15 protein-coding genes and 1 tRNA gene are annotated in these 15,156 nt (G+C 73.1%); 8 read left to right on the forward strand and 8 right to left on the reverse strand.

Features of this window, described 5'->3' with window-relative positions; all coding sequences use genetic code 11:
* Positions 1-187 precede the first annotated feature (187 nt).
* Positions 188-1,099: a hypothetical protein gene (locus ACQSSQ_RS03465; RefSeq protein WP_431325639.1), complete on the forward strand. Its 912-nt coding sequence runs from the start codon at positions 188-190 to the stop codon at positions 1,097-1,099.
* Here ACQSSQ_RS03465 and ACQSSQ_RS03470 read toward each other — a convergent pair.
* From ACQSSQ_RS03470 to ACQSSQ_RS03480, 3 genes are all read right to left on the reverse strand, one after another.
* On the reverse strand, positions 1,060-2,676 hold the full coding sequence (locus ACQSSQ_RS03470) for a glycoside hydrolase family 13 protein (RefSeq protein ID WP_431325640.1): 1,617 nt from the start codon (positions 2,674-2,676) through the stop codon (positions 1,060-1,062). The two genes, ACQSSQ_RS03465 and ACQSSQ_RS03470, sit on opposite strands and share 40 nt — an antisense overlap.
* Before the next feature lie 96 nt (positions 2,677-2,772).
* Positions 2,773-3,504, reverse strand: a complete 732-nt coding sequence (locus ACQSSQ_RS03475; RefSeq protein ID WP_431325641.1) for a hypothetical protein — start codon at positions 3,502-3,504, stop codon at positions 2,773-2,775.
* 43 nt (positions 3,505-3,547) lie between these two features.
* Positions 3,548-4,894 (reverse strand): cryptochrome/photolyase family protein, encoded by a 1,347-nt coding sequence (locus ACQSSQ_RS03480; protein ID WP_431325642.1) that lies wholly within the window; start codon positions 4,892-4,894, stop codon positions 3,548-3,550.
* A 55-nt stretch (positions 4,895-4,949) separates the two neighbouring features.
* Between ACQSSQ_RS03480 and ACQSSQ_RS03485 the strand changes: the two genes are divergently transcribed.
* From ACQSSQ_RS03485 to ACQSSQ_RS03495, 3 genes are all read left to right on the forward strand, one after another.
* Positions 4,950-5,651, forward strand: a complete 702-nt coding sequence (locus ACQSSQ_RS03485) for an iron-dependent transcriptional repressor DtxR (protein WP_431325643.1) — start codon at positions 4,950-4,952, stop codon at positions 5,649-5,651.
* A 130-nt stretch (positions 5,652-5,781) separates the two neighbouring features.
* Positions 5,782-8,127: a putative bifunctional diguanylate cyclase/phosphodiesterase gene (locus ACQSSQ_RS03490; RefSeq protein WP_431325644.1), complete on the forward strand. Its 2,346-nt coding sequence runs from the start codon at positions 5,782-5,784 to the stop codon at positions 8,125-8,127.
* A gap of 78 nt (positions 8,128-8,205) precedes the next feature.
* Positions 8,206-8,787 carry a PGPGW domain-containing protein gene (locus ACQSSQ_RS03495; protein WP_431325645.1) on the forward strand — a complete coding sequence of 194 codons (582 nt, stop codon included), beginning with the start codon at positions 8,206-8,208 and terminating at the stop codon, positions 8,785-8,787.
* A 1-nt stretch (position 8,788) separates the two neighbouring features.
* Here the strand turns inward: ACQSSQ_RS03495 and ACQSSQ_RS03500 are convergent, their stop codons facing one another.
* Positions 8,789-9,133, reverse strand: coding sequence for a hypothetical protein (locus ACQSSQ_RS03500; protein WP_431325646.1), 345 nt, complete (start codon positions 9,131-9,133; stop codon positions 8,789-8,791).
* Between the two features lie 22 nt (positions 9,134-9,155).
* On the opposite strand from ACQSSQ_RS03500, the gene ACQSSQ_RS03505 reads away from it, so the two are divergent.
* A complete protein-coding gene (locus tag ACQSSQ_RS03505) occupies positions 9,156-9,725 on the forward strand; it encodes a protein-L-isoaspartate O-methyltransferase family protein (protein ID WP_431325647.1) in 570 nt (189 codons plus the stop codon).
* Between the two features lie 26 nt (positions 9,726-9,751).
* Positions 9,752-9,824: transfer RNA gene (locus ACQSSQ_RS03510), tRNA-Arg, on the forward strand.
* 8 nt (positions 9,825-9,832) lie between these two features.
* On the opposite strand, the gene ACQSSQ_RS03515 is transcribed toward ACQSSQ_RS03510, so the two are convergent.
* Together ACQSSQ_RS03515 and ACQSSQ_RS03520 are read right to left on the reverse strand one after the other, a co-directional pair.
* Complete coding sequence (locus ACQSSQ_RS03515; protein ID WP_431325648.1) at positions 9,833-10,507, reverse strand: response regulator; 675 nt, start codon at positions 10,505-10,507, stop codon at positions 9,833-9,835.
* Positions 10,504-11,616, reverse strand: a complete 1,113-nt coding sequence (locus ACQSSQ_RS03520; protein WP_431325649.1) for a sensor histidine kinase — start codon at positions 11,614-11,616, stop codon at positions 10,504-10,506. The genes ACQSSQ_RS03515 and ACQSSQ_RS03520 overlap by 4 nt, the downstream gene beginning before the upstream one ends.
* A 117-nt stretch (positions 11,617-11,733) precedes the next feature.
* On the opposite strand from ACQSSQ_RS03520, the gene ACQSSQ_RS03525 reads away from it, so the two are divergent.
* Complete coding sequence (locus ACQSSQ_RS03525) at positions 11,734-12,090, forward strand: hypothetical protein (RefSeq protein WP_431325650.1); 357 nt, start codon at positions 11,734-11,736, stop codon at positions 12,088-12,090.
* Between the two features lie 13 nt (positions 12,091-12,103).
* Here the strand turns inward: ACQSSQ_RS03525 and ACQSSQ_RS03530 are convergent, their stop codons facing one another.
* Positions 12,104-13,147 carry a hypothetical protein gene (locus ACQSSQ_RS03530; RefSeq protein WP_431325651.1) on the reverse strand — a complete coding sequence of 348 codons (1,044 nt, stop codon included), beginning with the start codon at positions 13,145-13,147 and terminating at the stop codon, positions 12,104-12,106.
* Positions 13,148-13,241: 94 nt separating this feature from the next.
* Here ACQSSQ_RS03530 and ACQSSQ_RS03535 point away from each other — a divergent pair, with 94 nt between their 5' ends.
* On the forward strand, positions 13,242-13,847 hold the full coding sequence (locus ACQSSQ_RS03535; RefSeq protein ID WP_431325652.1) for a TetR/AcrR family transcriptional regulator: 606 nt from the start codon (positions 13,242-13,244) through the stop codon (positions 13,845-13,847).
* On the opposite strand, the gene ACQSSQ_RS03540 is transcribed toward ACQSSQ_RS03535, so the two are convergent.
* Complete coding sequence (locus ACQSSQ_RS03540) at positions 13,844-15,139, reverse strand: glycosyltransferase (RefSeq protein WP_431325653.1); 1,296 nt, start codon at positions 15,137-15,139, stop codon at positions 13,844-13,846. The two genes, ACQSSQ_RS03535 and ACQSSQ_RS03540, sit on opposite strands and share 4 nt — an antisense overlap.
* Positions 15,140-15,156: the final 17 nt, after the last annotated feature.

Genomic DNA, 15,156 nt, shown 5'->3' on the forward strand with positions numbered 1-15,156 from the left:
CGTCGGTATGTCGGGTGGTGGCGAGTGTCCGTCACCTCGCGATCGAATCTCGCGATACCTCGATGATAGATCGCGATATATCGTTACGCAACCCAGGCCGATCCCTGTGACGCGACTTACGATGAGGAGAGCGTGAGTCCAGGGGGTGGCACGGGTGCCCGGAGGGGAGCAACCTCGACTGCCGCTGGTGCACGTGATCGCCCACGACGGCTCCGAGGCCGCGCACCTCGCGTACGACCGGGTCCGGACGTTCACCGAGGAGACCGTGGTCATCTTCCGTGCGGCGACACCACCACCTGACGAGGACGTCGCCGAGGCCGTCGAGGAGCCGGTGTCGGCGCTCACGGTCGACCGGATCCTCCGCAAGGCGCGCGACGTGCGGGCCCCGTACGTCACGATCCCGTCGTCGTTGTTCTCCGCGGAGCGGATCCTGCTCTCCAGCGTCGACGCCGTCGCCCGTCTCGCGACCGACGCGTGGCCCGCGGTCGCCGTCCAGGCCCTTCGGGGGGCGCCGCGTCACTCGGTGGGCAAGGTGCTCGTCGTGGCGAGCCACGGCCAGTCCTCGGGAGCACTGCTGCTCGTCGCGACGCTCGCCGCGCTGCTCAACGGGGCCACCCTCACGAAGCTCGTGGTCGGGGGACGAGCCGACGAGCGGGTACGACCGGGCGTCCGGGGTGCGGACGCCGACCTGGCGGCGGTCCTGCGGGACAAGTACGAGCTGCCCACCGACTACGTGCGGCTTCCCGAGCGGATCGGGTCCCTGGAGCTCGAGCGCGCCGCCGCCGAGGTGCGGGCGGACCTCGTCGTGACCGGGCTCGGCCGACTCGGTCCCGGGCTCTCGCACCGCGACCTCACCCGAGAGGGCCGACGGCGCCTCCTCGCCGGCCCGCTCCGGGTCGAGCACAGCGTGCTCCGCTCGGGCGACACCGACGCCGTGCTGGTCCTCGACGCCGCCCGGTTCCGCCGCCGTACGGCGGTCCAGGGGGCAGCGTCAGCGGGGCTGGGCGACTACTTCGTGGGGAACCTCGAGCGATTCGACGAGGTGGTCCGACACGCGCGTCAGGCGAGGAACCACGCCGCGGAGTTCGGCAGGAGCTGACCGCCGTGCTCGGAGAGCGCGGCGGAGAGCACGACCGGCTCCCCGAGGTCGTCCACGGCATGGTCGGTCGTGCCGCAGTTGACGACGCACACCAGACCCGGGGCGCCGTCGACGCCGTCGCGGCGGAACGCCACCACGTCGTCGCCGCGCTCGAGCATCGTGATCGTCTGCGACAGCTCCCCGACGAGACTCCTCCGGCGCGCCACCGCGTAGCGGAGGAAGGCGAGCGTGGAGTACGGGTCGCCCGTCTCGTGGTCGACCGTGTAGTCGCGGAACCATGCCGGCTGCGGGAGCCACGTGCGTACCTCGCCGGGAGCGCCGGGGGAGAACCCGAACGGCGGCTCCGAGCCCGACCACGGGAGCGGGACCCGGCAGCCGTCGCGGCCGACGCCGCCGCCGCGCAGCCACGTCGGGTCCTGCCGGTCCTCCGGGGCGACGTCGACCTGGGGCAGGCCGAGCTCCTCACCCTGGTAGACGTAGGCCGACCCGGGGAGGGCGAGCATCGTCAGCATCGACGCCTTCGCGCGCGAGAGACCGAGGTCGCCTCCGCCGTAGTGTGTCACCGTGCGGACGACGTCGTGGTTGGAGAGCACCCACGTCGGGGTGGCGCCCACGGGGGCGACGGCGGCGTACGACTCGTCGATGACGCGTCGCAGCGCGGGCGCCGAGAACGGCGTCGAGAGCCAGTGGAAGTTGAAGACCTGGTGCATCTCGTCCGGGCGGACGTAGCGGGCCATCGACTCGGCCGAGCCGACCCACGCCTCACCGATCATCATCCGGTCGCCGGGGTAGGAGTCGAGGACCTTGCGCCAGCGACGGTAGACGTCGTGCACCCCGGGCTGGTCCCAGTAGGGGCGGTCCCACTGGGACATCGTGGCGTCCAGGGTCTCGCCGCCGGGGCCGATCCCTTCGACGTCGGGTAGGCCGGACGCCTTGAACAGGCCGTGCGCGACGTCGACGCGGAAGCCGTCGACGCCCCGGTCCAGCCAGAACCGCAGGATCGACTCGAACTCGTCGCCGACCTCGGCGTCGTCCCAGTTGAGGTCGGGCTGGCTGGCGTCGAAGAGGTGGAGGTACCACTGGCCGTCGGGCACCTGCGACCACGCGGGACCGCCGAAGACCGACTGCCAGTTGTTGGGCGGCAGCGAGCCGTCGGGGCCGCGGCCGTCGCGGAAGATGTAGCGCCCGCGCTCGGGACTCCCGGGTCCCGCCGCCACGGCCTCCTCGAACCAGGGGTGGGCGGCGGCGGTGTGGTTGGGGACGAGGTCCACGATCACCTTGAGCCCGCGCTCGTGCGCCCCGGCGAGCATCTCGTCGAAGTCCGCGAGCGTGCCGAACAGCGGGTCGACGTCGCGGTAGTCGGAGACGTCGTAGCCGTGGTCGGCCTGCGGTGAGCGGTAGAACGGCGTCAGCCAGAGGGCATCGACGTTGAGGCTCTCGAGGTAGTCGAGCCGGGACGTGATCCCTGCGAGGTCGCCGATCCCGTCACCGTTGCCGTCGGCGAACGAGCGGACGTAGATCTGGTAGCAGACGGCGTCGCGCCACCAGGGCGCGACGGAGTCCGAGGAATAGGTCACGAGTGGGTTCCTCCGGAGGGCGGCGGTCGTCTCCGCGGCCCGCGTCGGTTGCGAGCACGACCCCTCCAGTCTAGGTGCCGGAGGAAACGCGCGCCGTCAGCGGAAGTCGGTGATGTCGATCGCGATCCAGGTCTGCTCCGCCCGGGCGACGAGGGTGCCGTCGAGGGTGTAGAGCGCCGTCCCGGTGCGGTGCTTGCGGCCGTCGACGCCCCGCTTGGTGCCGACCGCGACGTACTCCCGGCCGGCACTCACCGGGGACAAGATCTGCCCGGTCATGCGGCCGAGGACCATCGGCGTCGCGTCGATGTCGGCAGCCCATCCGCCCGGGCAGTCGATCGCCGCCCAGGTGACCTCCGGCCCGAGGTGCCCGTCGGCGTCGGCGAAGGCGCCGTGGGCCGTCCAGGTCGCCGCGACCGTCGCCGGGAAGGCGGGATCGTCGACCGGCCCGGTGAACACCAGCAGTCCGTCGCCCGGCGTCCGCGCCGTGCCGCAGGTGAAGCAGTGCGGGAACGGGTGCTCGACGCGACCGGCGTACGCCTCGTAACCCTTGCGGGCGAGGTCCTCGCCGACGAACGGCGCCGGGTCGACGTCGAACACGCCCGGGGCCGCCTCCGCCACGACGGTCGCACCGTCGGCCAGGACCGACCTGGTGCCGTCGAGGGCGAGGTCGAGCGGGACCTCCAGCGGCGGTGGGACCCGCAGGGTCGAGGTCACGGCGTCGCCACCGGCGGCCTCGGCCACGGGACGGGCGACCAGGCCCGCGACGTAGCCGCCGTTGCCGGAGCGGTCGGGTCCGTTGAACTGCCGGGCGATCGTCGTGGTGCTCATGCGGCCACGCTCTCATGCCGGACGGACGCGAGGGACCGCGGTGTCAGCGGATCGCCTCGTACCGGCGCAGGGCCTCGCGGCGTTCGGCGTCGTGGTCGACCAGCGGCGGCGGGTAGCCCGCCGGCGGGTCCGGCAGGAGCCACGGCTCGTGCACCGCCGGTGCCGCGACGTCGGCGAGCTCGGGCACCCAGCGGCGTACGTAGGTGCCGTCCGGGTCGAACCTGCGGCCCTGCGCGACAGGGTTGAAGATCCGGAAGTACGGCGCCGCGTCCGTCCCGCACCCGGCCACCCACTGCCAGCCGTGCTGGTTGGACGCGAGGTCGAAGTCGACCAGGTGCGCGGCGAAGTGGCGTGCGCCGTGCTGCCACTCGAGGTGGAGGTCCTTCACCAGGAAGCTCGCCACGATCATCCGCAGGCGGTTGTGCATCCAGCCCTCGGCGAGGAGCTGGCGCATCCCTGCGTCGACGATCGGGATCCCCGTACGCCCCTGCTGCCAGGCCTCGAGGTCGCCCCCGGGCCGGTCGTACTGCATCGACGCGAACGCGGGCGCGTAGTAGTCCCACGCCGAGTCCGGACGCTGGTCGAGCACGTCGGCGTAGAACTCGCGGAACGCCAGCTCGCGCCGGTAGGCCTCCGCCCCCGCGCCCGCGCCGAGGTCGGCGAGGAGCGTCCGCGGGTGGATCTCGCCCCAGCGCAGGTGCACCGACATCCGCGAGGTCCGGTCCTCGCCCGGCAGGTCGCGCTGCCTCCCGTAGTCGTCGAGGTCCTCGGCGACGAAGGCGCGCCATCGTCGCCGCGCGGACGCCTCACCGGGGGTCGGCAGTGCCAGGCCGTCCGGAACCGCCACCTCCGGGATCCGGTGGGTGCGGCCGCCGGGCGACAGCCAGGGGACGGCGCGGATCCCGGGCGCGGGATCGCGCCAGCCGTGCGCCCGCCAGGCGGCGTAGTACGGCGTGAACACCCGGTAGCGGCCCCCGTCCCCCTTGGTCACCCGGCCCGGGGCGACCGCGTACGGAGACCCGGTCCGCACCAGCGGGACGCCGTGGGCGGCGAGCGCCTCGCCCACCTCCGCGTCGCGCCGGCGTCCGTACGGCGTGTGGTCGCCCGCCACGTGGACGCTCGCCGCGCCCACCTGTCGCGCGGCCCGGACGACCTCCGTGGCCGGGTCGCCACGGACGACGTGGAGCCCGGCGTCTCCCAGGCGCGCAGAGAGGTCGCTCAAGGACCCGGCGAGGTACGCGCGCCGGGCCGGCGGAGCCGCGTCCCACAGCCTCGGGTCCAGGACGAAGAGGGGTACGACGCCGTCCCCGCCGGCGTCCACGGCGTCGCGGAGCGCGGGGTTGTCGCCGAGGCGCAGGTCCCGGCGGAACCACATCAGCGAGGTCGGCATCCGCCCATCATCGACGGTGCACGAGCTGTCCGTCCGATCTGGAACAATGGAGCACGTGAGCGACCTGATCGACACCACCGAGATGTACCTCCGGACCATCTACGAGCTCGAGGAGGAGGGGATCGTCCCCCTCCGCGCACGCATCGCCGAGCGGCTGCACCAGAGCGGCCCGACGGTCAGCCAGACCGTCGCCCGGATGGAGCGCGACGGGCTGCTCACTGTCGAGGGGGACCGCCACCTCGAGCTGTCGGACCAGGGACGCGCCCTCGCGACGCGGGTCATGCGCAAGCACCGCCTCGCCGAGCGGCTCCTCACCGACGTGATCGGGCTCGAGATCGAGTACGTCCACGAGGAGGCGTGCCGTTGGGAGCACGTCATCTCCGAGCAGGTCGAGCGCAAGCTCGTCGACCTGCTGGAGCACCCGACCGAGTCCCCGTACGGCACCCCGATCCCCGGTCTCGGCGAGCTCGGCGAGGCCGAGGCTCCCGACGAGGCGTTCCTCGGCGCCGGCGTCATGCACCTGACGGCCGCGCTGTCGACCAACGGCGACGCGTCGCGCCTGCTCGTGCGCCGCATCGGCGAGGAGCTCCAGAAGGACACGACCGCGATGTCGGTCCTGCGCCGCGTCGGGGTCCTGCCCGGCAACGACGTGCTCGTCTCGGCCGCGCCCGACGGTGGGGTCGTGGTCGCACGGGGCGGGGAGACCGCGGAGATCGACGCCGAGGCTGCCAGCCACATCTTCGTGTCGCGCCCCTGACGTCCCTGCGACGCCCGACGGTCGACCCGCGGGGAGGACAACTCCGAAGCGGCGCGACCCCGGGTGTTGTTGCATGGTGCTCAGGAGGTCGGCGGACGTCACTGTCGGCGGACGACCAGGGGGGACGTCGATGAACGCAGCGCCGCCGCCGGCACGTGCGCTCCTGACCGCTGCGGTCGTCGCCGCAGCGGCCGCCGTCGTCGTGGTCACGGTGGTGGGGATCCTCGTCGAGGACGAGTCCCTCGACCCGTGGTGGCTGCTCGCCGTCCCCGCGATCGTCCTCGCCGGCTCCGCCCCGCTGTACCTCGACCGGTACGACGACTGGCTCGTCGTCGGGATCGAGTCGTGCGTGCTGGTGCTCCTGGCGCTGACGCTGCCGTGGCCCCAGGCGCTCGCCCTGTGGATCATCGGCATCGGGCTCGCCCAGATGGTCCCGGTGGCCCGTGGGCCGCGCCTGTTCGACGCCGCGCTGGCGATCGTCTCCGGCGGCGTCGCGGTCGCGGTGGTCTCGGCGTTCGACACGGGCACGTTCGGCTCGGTGGAGGTCGCGGCCGTCGTCGTCGCGTTCACCCTCGCGTTCCTCGTCGACGTGGGCGCCTCGCTGCTGCGCGTCCACGTGGCCGCCCCGCCGGCCCAGGAGGGCCTCGCGGGACGCGCGTACGAGATCCTCACCCTCTACGCGGTCTACGCCGGGGTGAACGCGCTGGGCTACGTGTCGGTGCTGCTCTACCGGACCGAGTCGCCGTGGGCGCTGCTCGCGGTGCTGCCGGCGCTGGTGATCGTGCTCGCCGCGGTCAAGGGGCTCACGCGGGAGCGCGAGACCGCTCGCCGCCTCAACGTGCTCTTCGAGACGGCCAACTCCCTGCACTCGGCCTCGACCGAGGGGCAGGTGCTGGCGGTCCTCGACGCGGGCGTGCGCCAGCTCGGCAAGTCGCCCGGCTCCGGGTTGCGGACCGAGCTGCCGGAGCCGCACGACCTCTGGCGGCTCTTCATCTCCGGCGACGACGTCTACTGGCTCGTCATCCAGGGCAACGGCGGCCCGCAGGCCGGCACGCTGGGACGGACCGAGGCGCTGGAGTCGATCGCCCAGCAGGCCGAGGAGGCGCTCTCGCGGATGCGGATGAACCGCGACCTGGTCGACAACGCCCAGCGAGACGCGCTCACCAAGCTGAGCAACCGTTCGGTGTTCCTCGCGACCGTCGACGAGGTCATCGCCGGCGAGGGCCCGAGGACGCAGCCGTGCGCGATCCTGTTCTGCGACCTCGACGGCTTCAAGAAGGTCAACGACCAGTACGGTCACGCCAGCGGCGACGCCGCCCTGATCGAGGTGGCCCGCAGGCTGGCTGCCGAGCTGCCCGACGACGTGCACGTGGCGCGGCTGGGCGGTGACGAGTTCGCGATCCTCGTGACGACCCCGGCGTCGGGATCCCCAGGTCTGCTCGAGCATGCCCACGAGGTCGCGGCCCAGGTCCGCACGACCGTCTCCCGGCCGATCGTCGTGGACACCCGGACCATCGAGATCACCGTCAGCATCGGCGTCGCGTCGACCGACGAGGAGCCCGTGTCGGCGTCGGAGCTGCTGCGCAACGCCGACATCGCGATGTACGTCGCCAAGAGAGAGGGGCGTGACCGGGTGGTCGTCTACCGTGCCGCCATGGGAGAGGAGCGGGTGCGCTCGCTGGAGCTGGTCGACCGGCTGCGACGCGCCATCGAGGAGCGCCGGCTGCGCGTCGTCTACCAGCCGATCGTGTCGGCCGAGGACCAGCGCCTGCTCGCCGTGGAGGCGCTCGCGCGCTGGACCGAGGACGGCGAGGTCGTCGCGCCGGAGGAGTTCATCCCGCTCGCCGAGGAGGCCAACCTCATCGAGTCGATCGGTGCGCTCGTGCTCGACCAGGTCTGCGACGACCTGGAGCAGCTCGACCACGCCCTCGAGCCCGACACGGCGATCGCGGTCAACCTGTCGGCACGTCAGCTCGGGTCGCCGCAGTTCCTGACCCGCGTCCACCGCGCCGTCGGTCTCCTCGCTCCGCATCCGCTGACGCTGGAGATCACCGAGACCGAGTCGATCAGCGAGGAGGCGATCGCGTCGCGGGTGATGGAGGACCTGATCGACCGCGGCGCCGTGCTGGCCGTCGACGACTTCGGGGTGGGGTTCTCGTCGCTCGAGCGGTTGATGAGGCTGCCCGTCCAGGTGCTCAAGCTGGACCGGATCTTCTCCCGCGAGGTCGACACCGACGAGGGCCAGTCCGCGTTCCTCGCCTCGATGCTCGAGATGGCGGCGGCGATGGATCTCCGGACCGTCGTCGAGGGGATCGAGCGCCAGGCCCAGGTCGACGCCGTGCTGGCTGTGCTGAAGGCAGGTCGCAGCAGGACTCTCGCCTTCCAGGGCTACTACTTCGGTGGGCCGATGAGCCCGGCGACGCTGGTGCGCTGGGCGGCGCAGCGCTCGCGGGCGGCCTCCATGCGGCGGCGGTGACGGGATGGTTGCGTGGCGGTCGTCCACCCTCGATTTCGCCGGCTTTGGCATGCTGGTGCCGTGGGACGAGGGAGGGTCATGACGTCGGTGCGCGGGTTCGCGTCGTGGCTGCGCGCCACGGGGATCGAGATGCTCGGCTGGCTGCTGATCGTCACCGGCATCGCCGCCCTGGTGCTCCCGGGCCCGGGCCTGCTGATGATGTTCGCCGGGCTCGCGATCCTGTCCAACCGCTACGAGTGGGCAGGGCGCCGGGTCGAACCCGTCAAGGCGAAGGCGTTCGAGGCGGCGCGCTACGGGGTGGCGACGTGGCCCCGGATCGCGCTCAGCGCGCTGGGGGCGCTCTCGGTGATGGCCTTCGGCTTCATCTGGTGGATGAGCCCCGACGTCCCCGAGGTCGGTCCGCTGGGGCCGAAGCTGCCGTTCAGCGGCTGGGGGACCGGGCTGAGCATGATGGTCTCGTCGCTGATCGCGTTCGCCCTGCTCGGCTACAGCATGGCGCGCTTCCGCTACGGCCGCGACGACGACCAGGCGCCCGCCGAGGGGGACCTCGTCGACGGTGCTCCGCTCGCGGCCGAGCTGCACGACCCCGAGCTGGTCGAGGCGGTGGCGCTCGAGGCGGAGGACGAGCAGACGGGCCCGGATCCGCTCGAGCGGGGCTGAGCTACTGCCAGAGGACGGCGATGAGCACGTTGACGACCGCGAGGCCGCCGACGGCGTGCGCCATCCAGACCGGGGCACGGTCGCCCTTGCGGTCGGCGACGAACGCCAGGACGGTCACCGCCAGCGCCACGACCAGCTTGATGCCGATCTTGGTGTTGTTGACCTCGAGGTCGTCCATCTGACGGACGGCGACGAGCAGGAGCCCGGTGAGCAGTGCCGTGGCGGCGGCGTGCGGGACGCCCTTCGCGATCGGGACCGGCGTCCGCAGCCGTGACGCCCAGGCGCCGACGACGAAGGCCCACGAGAGCAGATGGATCGCCAGCAGGATCAGGCGGAGCGTGTCCATGGCCCGAACCATACTGGAGCGTATGGGGGACAGGGTGAGCGAGGTGATGGGCCAGGTCCGTCGGGAGGACTTCCTCCCCGACGACCAGAAGCGCTTCGCCGCGGTCGACGGGCCGCTGCCGATCGGGTGGGGGCAGACCAGCTCTCAGCCGCGGACCGTCGAGGCGATGCTGCGGCTCCTCGACGTGCGTTCGGGGATGCGCGTGCTCGACGTGGGGGCCGGCTCCGGGTGGACGACCGCGCTGCTCGCCGGTCTCGTCGGGCCCGAGGGCGAGGTCGTCGGGGTCGAGGTCGTGCCGCAGCTGCGTACGAGGGCGGTGGCGGCCCTCGCCGCGCTCGGTCTGGTGCACGCGCGCGTGGAGCTCGCCGAGCGGGGCGTCCTCGGGTGGCCCAGCGACGCGCCGTACGACCGGGTGCTCGTCTCCGCCCAGGCGCGCTCCCTGCCGACGCCGCTGGTCGACCAGCTCGGCGAGCGCGGCGTGATGGTCGTCCCGGTGCGTGGCCGGATGACGCGGGTCGTGCGCGACGAGGAGGGGAGCACCGCGGTCAGCGAGCACGGCGGCTACCGGTTCGTGCCGCTGCTCGACTGGTGATCGCGCCCGCTAGTCTTGCCCCGTGCGCCCTCGTAGCTCAGGGGATAGAGCACCGCTCTCCTAAAGCGGGTGTCGCAGGTTCGAATCCTGCCGGGGGCACTTCTCCATCACCGCGCGTCGGCTGCTCCGCGTCGGCCGGGGCGCACCAGCCCGAGCTCGTAGGCGAGGACGGCTGCCTGGAGGCGGTCGCGCGCTCCCAGCTTCGGCAGCAGCCGGGCCACGTACGTCTTCACGGTGCCCGTCGACACGATCAGTGCTTCGGCGATCTCCGCGTTCGACATCCCGGTCGCGATCAGCGCGAGCACCTCCCGCTCGCGCGCCGACAGGGTCTCGATCCGCGGGTCCGGCGTCACGTCCGCGGTGGTCGCGACGAAACGTTCGACCAGCCGCCGCGTCAGCTGGGGTGCGACCAGCTCGTCGTCGGTCGCGACGGCGCGTACGGAGGCGACCAGCGTGGCGCGGCCGCAGCTCTTGACGAGGAAGCCGCTCGCGCCGGCGGCGAAGGCGCGGCTGACGTCCTCGTCGAGGTCGAACGTCGTGAGCACCAGGACCTTGACCGTCGAGCCCGACTCCCTGAGGTGGCGGAGGACGTCGAGGCCACCGAGCCTCGGCATCCTGACGTCGAGGAGCACGACGTCCGGTGCGCTCGTCGCGATGACGTCGAGCGCCTCCACCCCGTCGGCGGCCGCGCCCACCACGGCGATGTCGGGCTCGAGGTCGAGGATCGCGCGGAACCCGTCACGGACGAGCTCCTGGTCGTCGACCAGGGCCACCCGGATCATCGGGGCCGCTCCGGCAGCACGGCCACCAGCCGCGTACCGCCGGGGACGGCCTCCACCTGGAGGCACCCCCCGTACGCCTCGGCCCGCTCGCGGATCCCGGTCAGGCCGTGGCCCGGTCGCGTCCCGTCGTAGCTGACCCCGTCGTTGCACACCTGGACCCGGACCGCGTGGTCCACCTCCGAGACCTCGACGGACGCACGGCTCGCGCCGGCGTGACGACGGACGTTGGTCAGCGCCTCCTGGACGATCCGGTAGACCGCCAGCGCGCGGCCGTCGCTCAGCCCCGCGACGGCGACGGTGATCTCCACGTCGAGCCCGCCGTCACGGGCGTGCTCGACCAGCGCGGCCAGGTCGTGCAGCCCCGGCTGAGGGGACACGGCCCCGTCGGTGCCGCGCAGCTCCCCGACCACGGCGCGCAGGTCGTCGACGGCCGCCGCGGCCGCTGCCTGGATGCGCTCGAGCCGTTGCGTCGCCGTGCGGGTGTCGGCAGGCAGTGCAGCAGCCGCGGCGTCGGCCTGGACGGCGATGGCGCTGACGGTGTGCGCGACGACGTCGTGCACCTCGCGTGCGACGCGGGCGCGTTCGAGCGCGACGGCGCTCCGGGCGCGCTCCTCACGCTCCTCCTCGAGGCGGCGCGTCGCCTCCGCGAGCCGCACGGACTGGGCGCGGTAGCCGCGGATCGCGCGACCCGCGGCCCACGGCACCACGGGGACGACGACGTTCGCCGGGGTCAGCTCCCCGTCCTCGAGCGCTCCCATGAGCACCGCCGCCACCGGCAGCGCCACCGAGACCGCGAGGCCGGCGAGCGCGGTCCGGAGGTCGCCGAACGCCGCCACGGAGTAGGACGCGACGAGCCAGACCACGAGCATCGCGGCCGACGTCGGGATCGCGCCGGTGACCTCGATGACCGTGACGAACACCCCGGCCAGCGCCAAGACCGGCAGCAGCGGCGCGACCCGCCGCCACACGAGCGGGACGGCGAGGATCGTGCTGGCGGCGACGCCCAGCCAGATCCGGCTGCCGTGGCTGCCGGTGACGGCCTCGACCACGCCGGCGACTCCGATGCCGGTCGCCAGCAGCCGATCGACCACCTGGGGGCGGAGGGCCATAGCGGCAATCTAGGGCAGTCTCCCGCGGGCGATGTCCGTCTTGCGGCAGACATCGAGTCGCCCGTTTCGGCCGTACGGCAGACGCGACGCCGGCGTCTCCGCGCAGACGCTGGTGCCATGACCGACAACACCGCGACAGTCCTCGAGCGCAACCCCCGACTCCCCGTCCAGGCCGCCGCCGCCGCGTGGGCCGTCTTCGAGCTCGCGATCACCGCGTGGATGGACTTCCCGTTCGCCGCCGCGCTCATGGGCGTGCTGTTCGGGATCGGCGCCTGGTGGGCCGGCCGCCCCGGCATGGGGGGTGTCGTCCTCGTCACCGTCCTCGTGGCGATCGAGCTCGCCTTCCTCCCGTTCTTCGCCCGCGAGACGGCCTTCGACTGGACGACCCAGATCGTCGCGCTCGTGCTCGGTGTGGTCGGGCTGGTCGCGTGCGCCTACGCCGTACGCGCGGCGCGGCGCGGGCGCACGGCGTAGGTCCGACCGCCGATCACGCGGCGGCGTACGCGGGGGACTGCTCCTCCGCCGGCGCGGCGGCGTCGCGCGCGGCGTCCCCGCGTCGGCCGACGAGCGTGAGCGCGATCCCGACGACCGCCCATGCGCTCAGCACCAGGAGGGGCTGCGCGAGGTCGGCGTCCGGGAAGTACGACAGGCTCCGCAGCAGGCTGACCGCGGCGCCCGGGACGAAGAGCTGCCCGATCTCGCCCCACGCGCCCGGGAGGAACTCGGGGGGCTGCGCCGCGGACGCGATCGGGTTGGCGACCAGCAGGGTGAGCAGGGCGCCGACGCCGATCCCGGCGCGGCCGAGGACGCTCGACAGGCCGACCAGCAGGGCGCTCGTGGCCAGGAAGGCGAGACCGATCGCGGCGGCGTTCTCGAGCGCGCTGCCCTGCAGGATCGCGAACCAGCCCTGCAGCACGGCGGTCGTCGACGCGCCGGCCAGGACGGCGTACAGACCGAGGGACGCCAGGCGCCGAGCGCGGCCGGTGACGAGGAGCGCGATCACGACGCCTCCGGCGATGCCGCCGATGACGAGGGGGAACGCGGTCGCCGTCATGCCGATGCCCTGGGGGTCGTCGGCCGACAGGCCCGCGACGTCGGTGACGGTCACCGAGGGTGCGGGCGTCGCCGCCCCGGACTGCGCGGCGAGCGCGGTCCCGAGCTCGTCGGCGAGGCGGGTCATGGCCTGGTGGGACGGGCCGCTCGCGGCGGAGGCGGTGAGCACCTCGGGATCGGCGCCGAGCACGACCGCGCCGTAGACGTCGCGCTGCCGGATCGCCTCGACCGCGGCGTCGCGGTCGGCCACGGTCGTGAGGTCGAAGCGGCCCGGAGCGGAGTCGGCGAGCGTCGCGGTCACGCCGTCGACGGCTGCGGCCGGTCCGGTCACGGCCACCGGGAGGTCGTGCGGGGTGGTGGTCGCCGCGGGCCACACGAAGGCGGCGACCACGAGGGTGACGACGAACGCGGCCAGGGTGGCGGCGCCCGCCGCGCGGCCCCACGCACGGGCGTCGGAGATGGGGGTGGTGGCGGGCATGGTGGCCTCCAAAGAAAAACGAATGATCGTTCTTTGATGTTCGCGCCGCCGCGTCCCTTTGTCAAGAACGTTCGTTCGTTTTACGGTGGGCGGCATGCCGAAGGTGTCGGAGGCGCACAAGGTCGCGCGCCGCGAGGAGATCGTCAGAGCCGCCCTGCGCTGCTTCGGACGCAAGGGGTACGCCGGGACCTCGATGGCCGACATCATCCGCGAGTCCGGGCTGTCGGCCGGGGCGATCTACGGCTACTACGCCAACAAGAACGAGCTCGTCCGCGAGGCCATGCGCAGCGTCGTCGTCGGCCGGTTCACCGAGCTCGAGACAGCCCGCGCCGGCGAGGCCGTGACGCCGCCGGGCGAGCTCCTCGTGCAGTTCCTGCGCAGCGTGTCCGACGTGGCGGCGCAGGAGCCCGGCATGGTGCTCCAGGTGTGGTCGACCGCGCAGCTCGACCCCCAGCTCCACGAGACGGTCTCCGGGGGGTTGCAGGAGATCGGCGGGCTCTTCCGGGACTACCTCGAGGCCTGGTACGCCGCGCGCGGTCTGGAGGCGGACGCGGCGCGGGCGCGGGCCGTGGCGGAGTACCCGGTTTACGTCGGGGTGTGCCAGGGCTACATCGTCCACTCCGCGCTCGTGGCCGGCTTCGACCGTGAGGCCTACTTCGCGGCGGCCGAGGCGATCCTGTCGCAGGCCGCCTCGACCTAGCTGGTCGCGCCGGCGCCCGCGAGGTCGTCGACGACCTGCGCGAGCTGGCTCATCCCGCCGGCGACGGCCATGCGCGAAGCGACGTGCCGGGCTGCCTCGCGGTAGCGGGGCTCGGTGAGAACGGCGAGGACCGCCCTGCGGACCGCGGCCGGTGACGGCGTCTCCGACCTGATCCTCCGGCCCACTCCCGACCACGCGACGCGCGCGGCGACCTCCGGCTTGTCCTCCTTGCCGCCGCTGGTGACGATCGGGACGCCGTACCGCAGGGCGTACTGCACGCCGCCGTAGCCACCGTTGGTCACGAGCACGGACGTCCGTGGGAGCAGGTCGTCGTACGGGAGGTACTCCGCCGCGCGGGCGTTCGCGGGCAGCGGCGGCAGCGTGTCGAGCGGCCGGCCGCCGGTGGACACGACGATCAGCACGTCGCTGTCCGCGAGCGCTTCCAGGGTCGGCGAGATGGCCTGGCGGTAGTCGCGGTTGGCGATCGTCCCCTGCGTCACGTGCACGACAGGCCGGGAGCCGTCGAGGTCGTCCCACCACGGCGGAAGGGGGGCGCGTGACCCGCTCGCCGAGATCGGGCCGGCGAAGTGCAGCGTCGCGGGTGCGTCGGAGCGCGGGTACTCGAACTCTGGGACGGTGAACTGCACGATCGCCTCGGCGTGGCGCGGCCAGTCCAGCACCGCGAACGGCAGCGGCCGTCCGTGCAGCTCGCGGTTGGTCTGCTGTGCCACCTCCTCGGCCCGTCGGAACACCGTCCGGGCGGCGACGACCCTGAGCGCCGCGTTGCGGAGGCGGCCGACAGGTCCACGCAGGGGAGCGAGGCCCATGCCGAACGGAGCGGTGTCACGGCTCGCGATGGGGAGCGGGACGACTCCGCACACGACGAGCGGAGGACGTGAACCGAGCGGGTGGCCCAAGAGGAGGGCGCCACCGGTGAAGGCCGGGTCGGTGAGCACCACGTCGGCGCGTTCCTCGTCATGAGCCGCCATGACGGCGTCGTGCTGTCCGCGCCCCGGCGCGATGAAGACGTGCTCGATGTCGAACGCGACCGCCTTGGCGCCCTTGAGCCGGGCGCGTTCGGGATAGGTGTCCTGGAGGTCCTGGCGGTCGTCGAAGTCGGCGTCCGGCGGTAGCGGCAGGTGCTCGGCGCCGGTCGCCTCGACCACGTCGGCGAATCGCGCGCCGGTGATGAACCGCACGCGGTCACCCCGGTCGACGAAGTATCGCGCGACCGCCAGCAGCGGCGTGACGTGCCCGTGGATCGGCACCGTCCCGATGACGAGTGATGCCATGATCTCGCACGCTACGC

Origin of the sequence: Mumia spirodelae, assembly GCF_050632745.1 — a bacterium.
In the GTDB taxonomy this organism is placed as follows: Bacteria; Actinomycetota; Actinomycetes; order Propionibacteriales; family Nocardioidaceae; genus Mumia.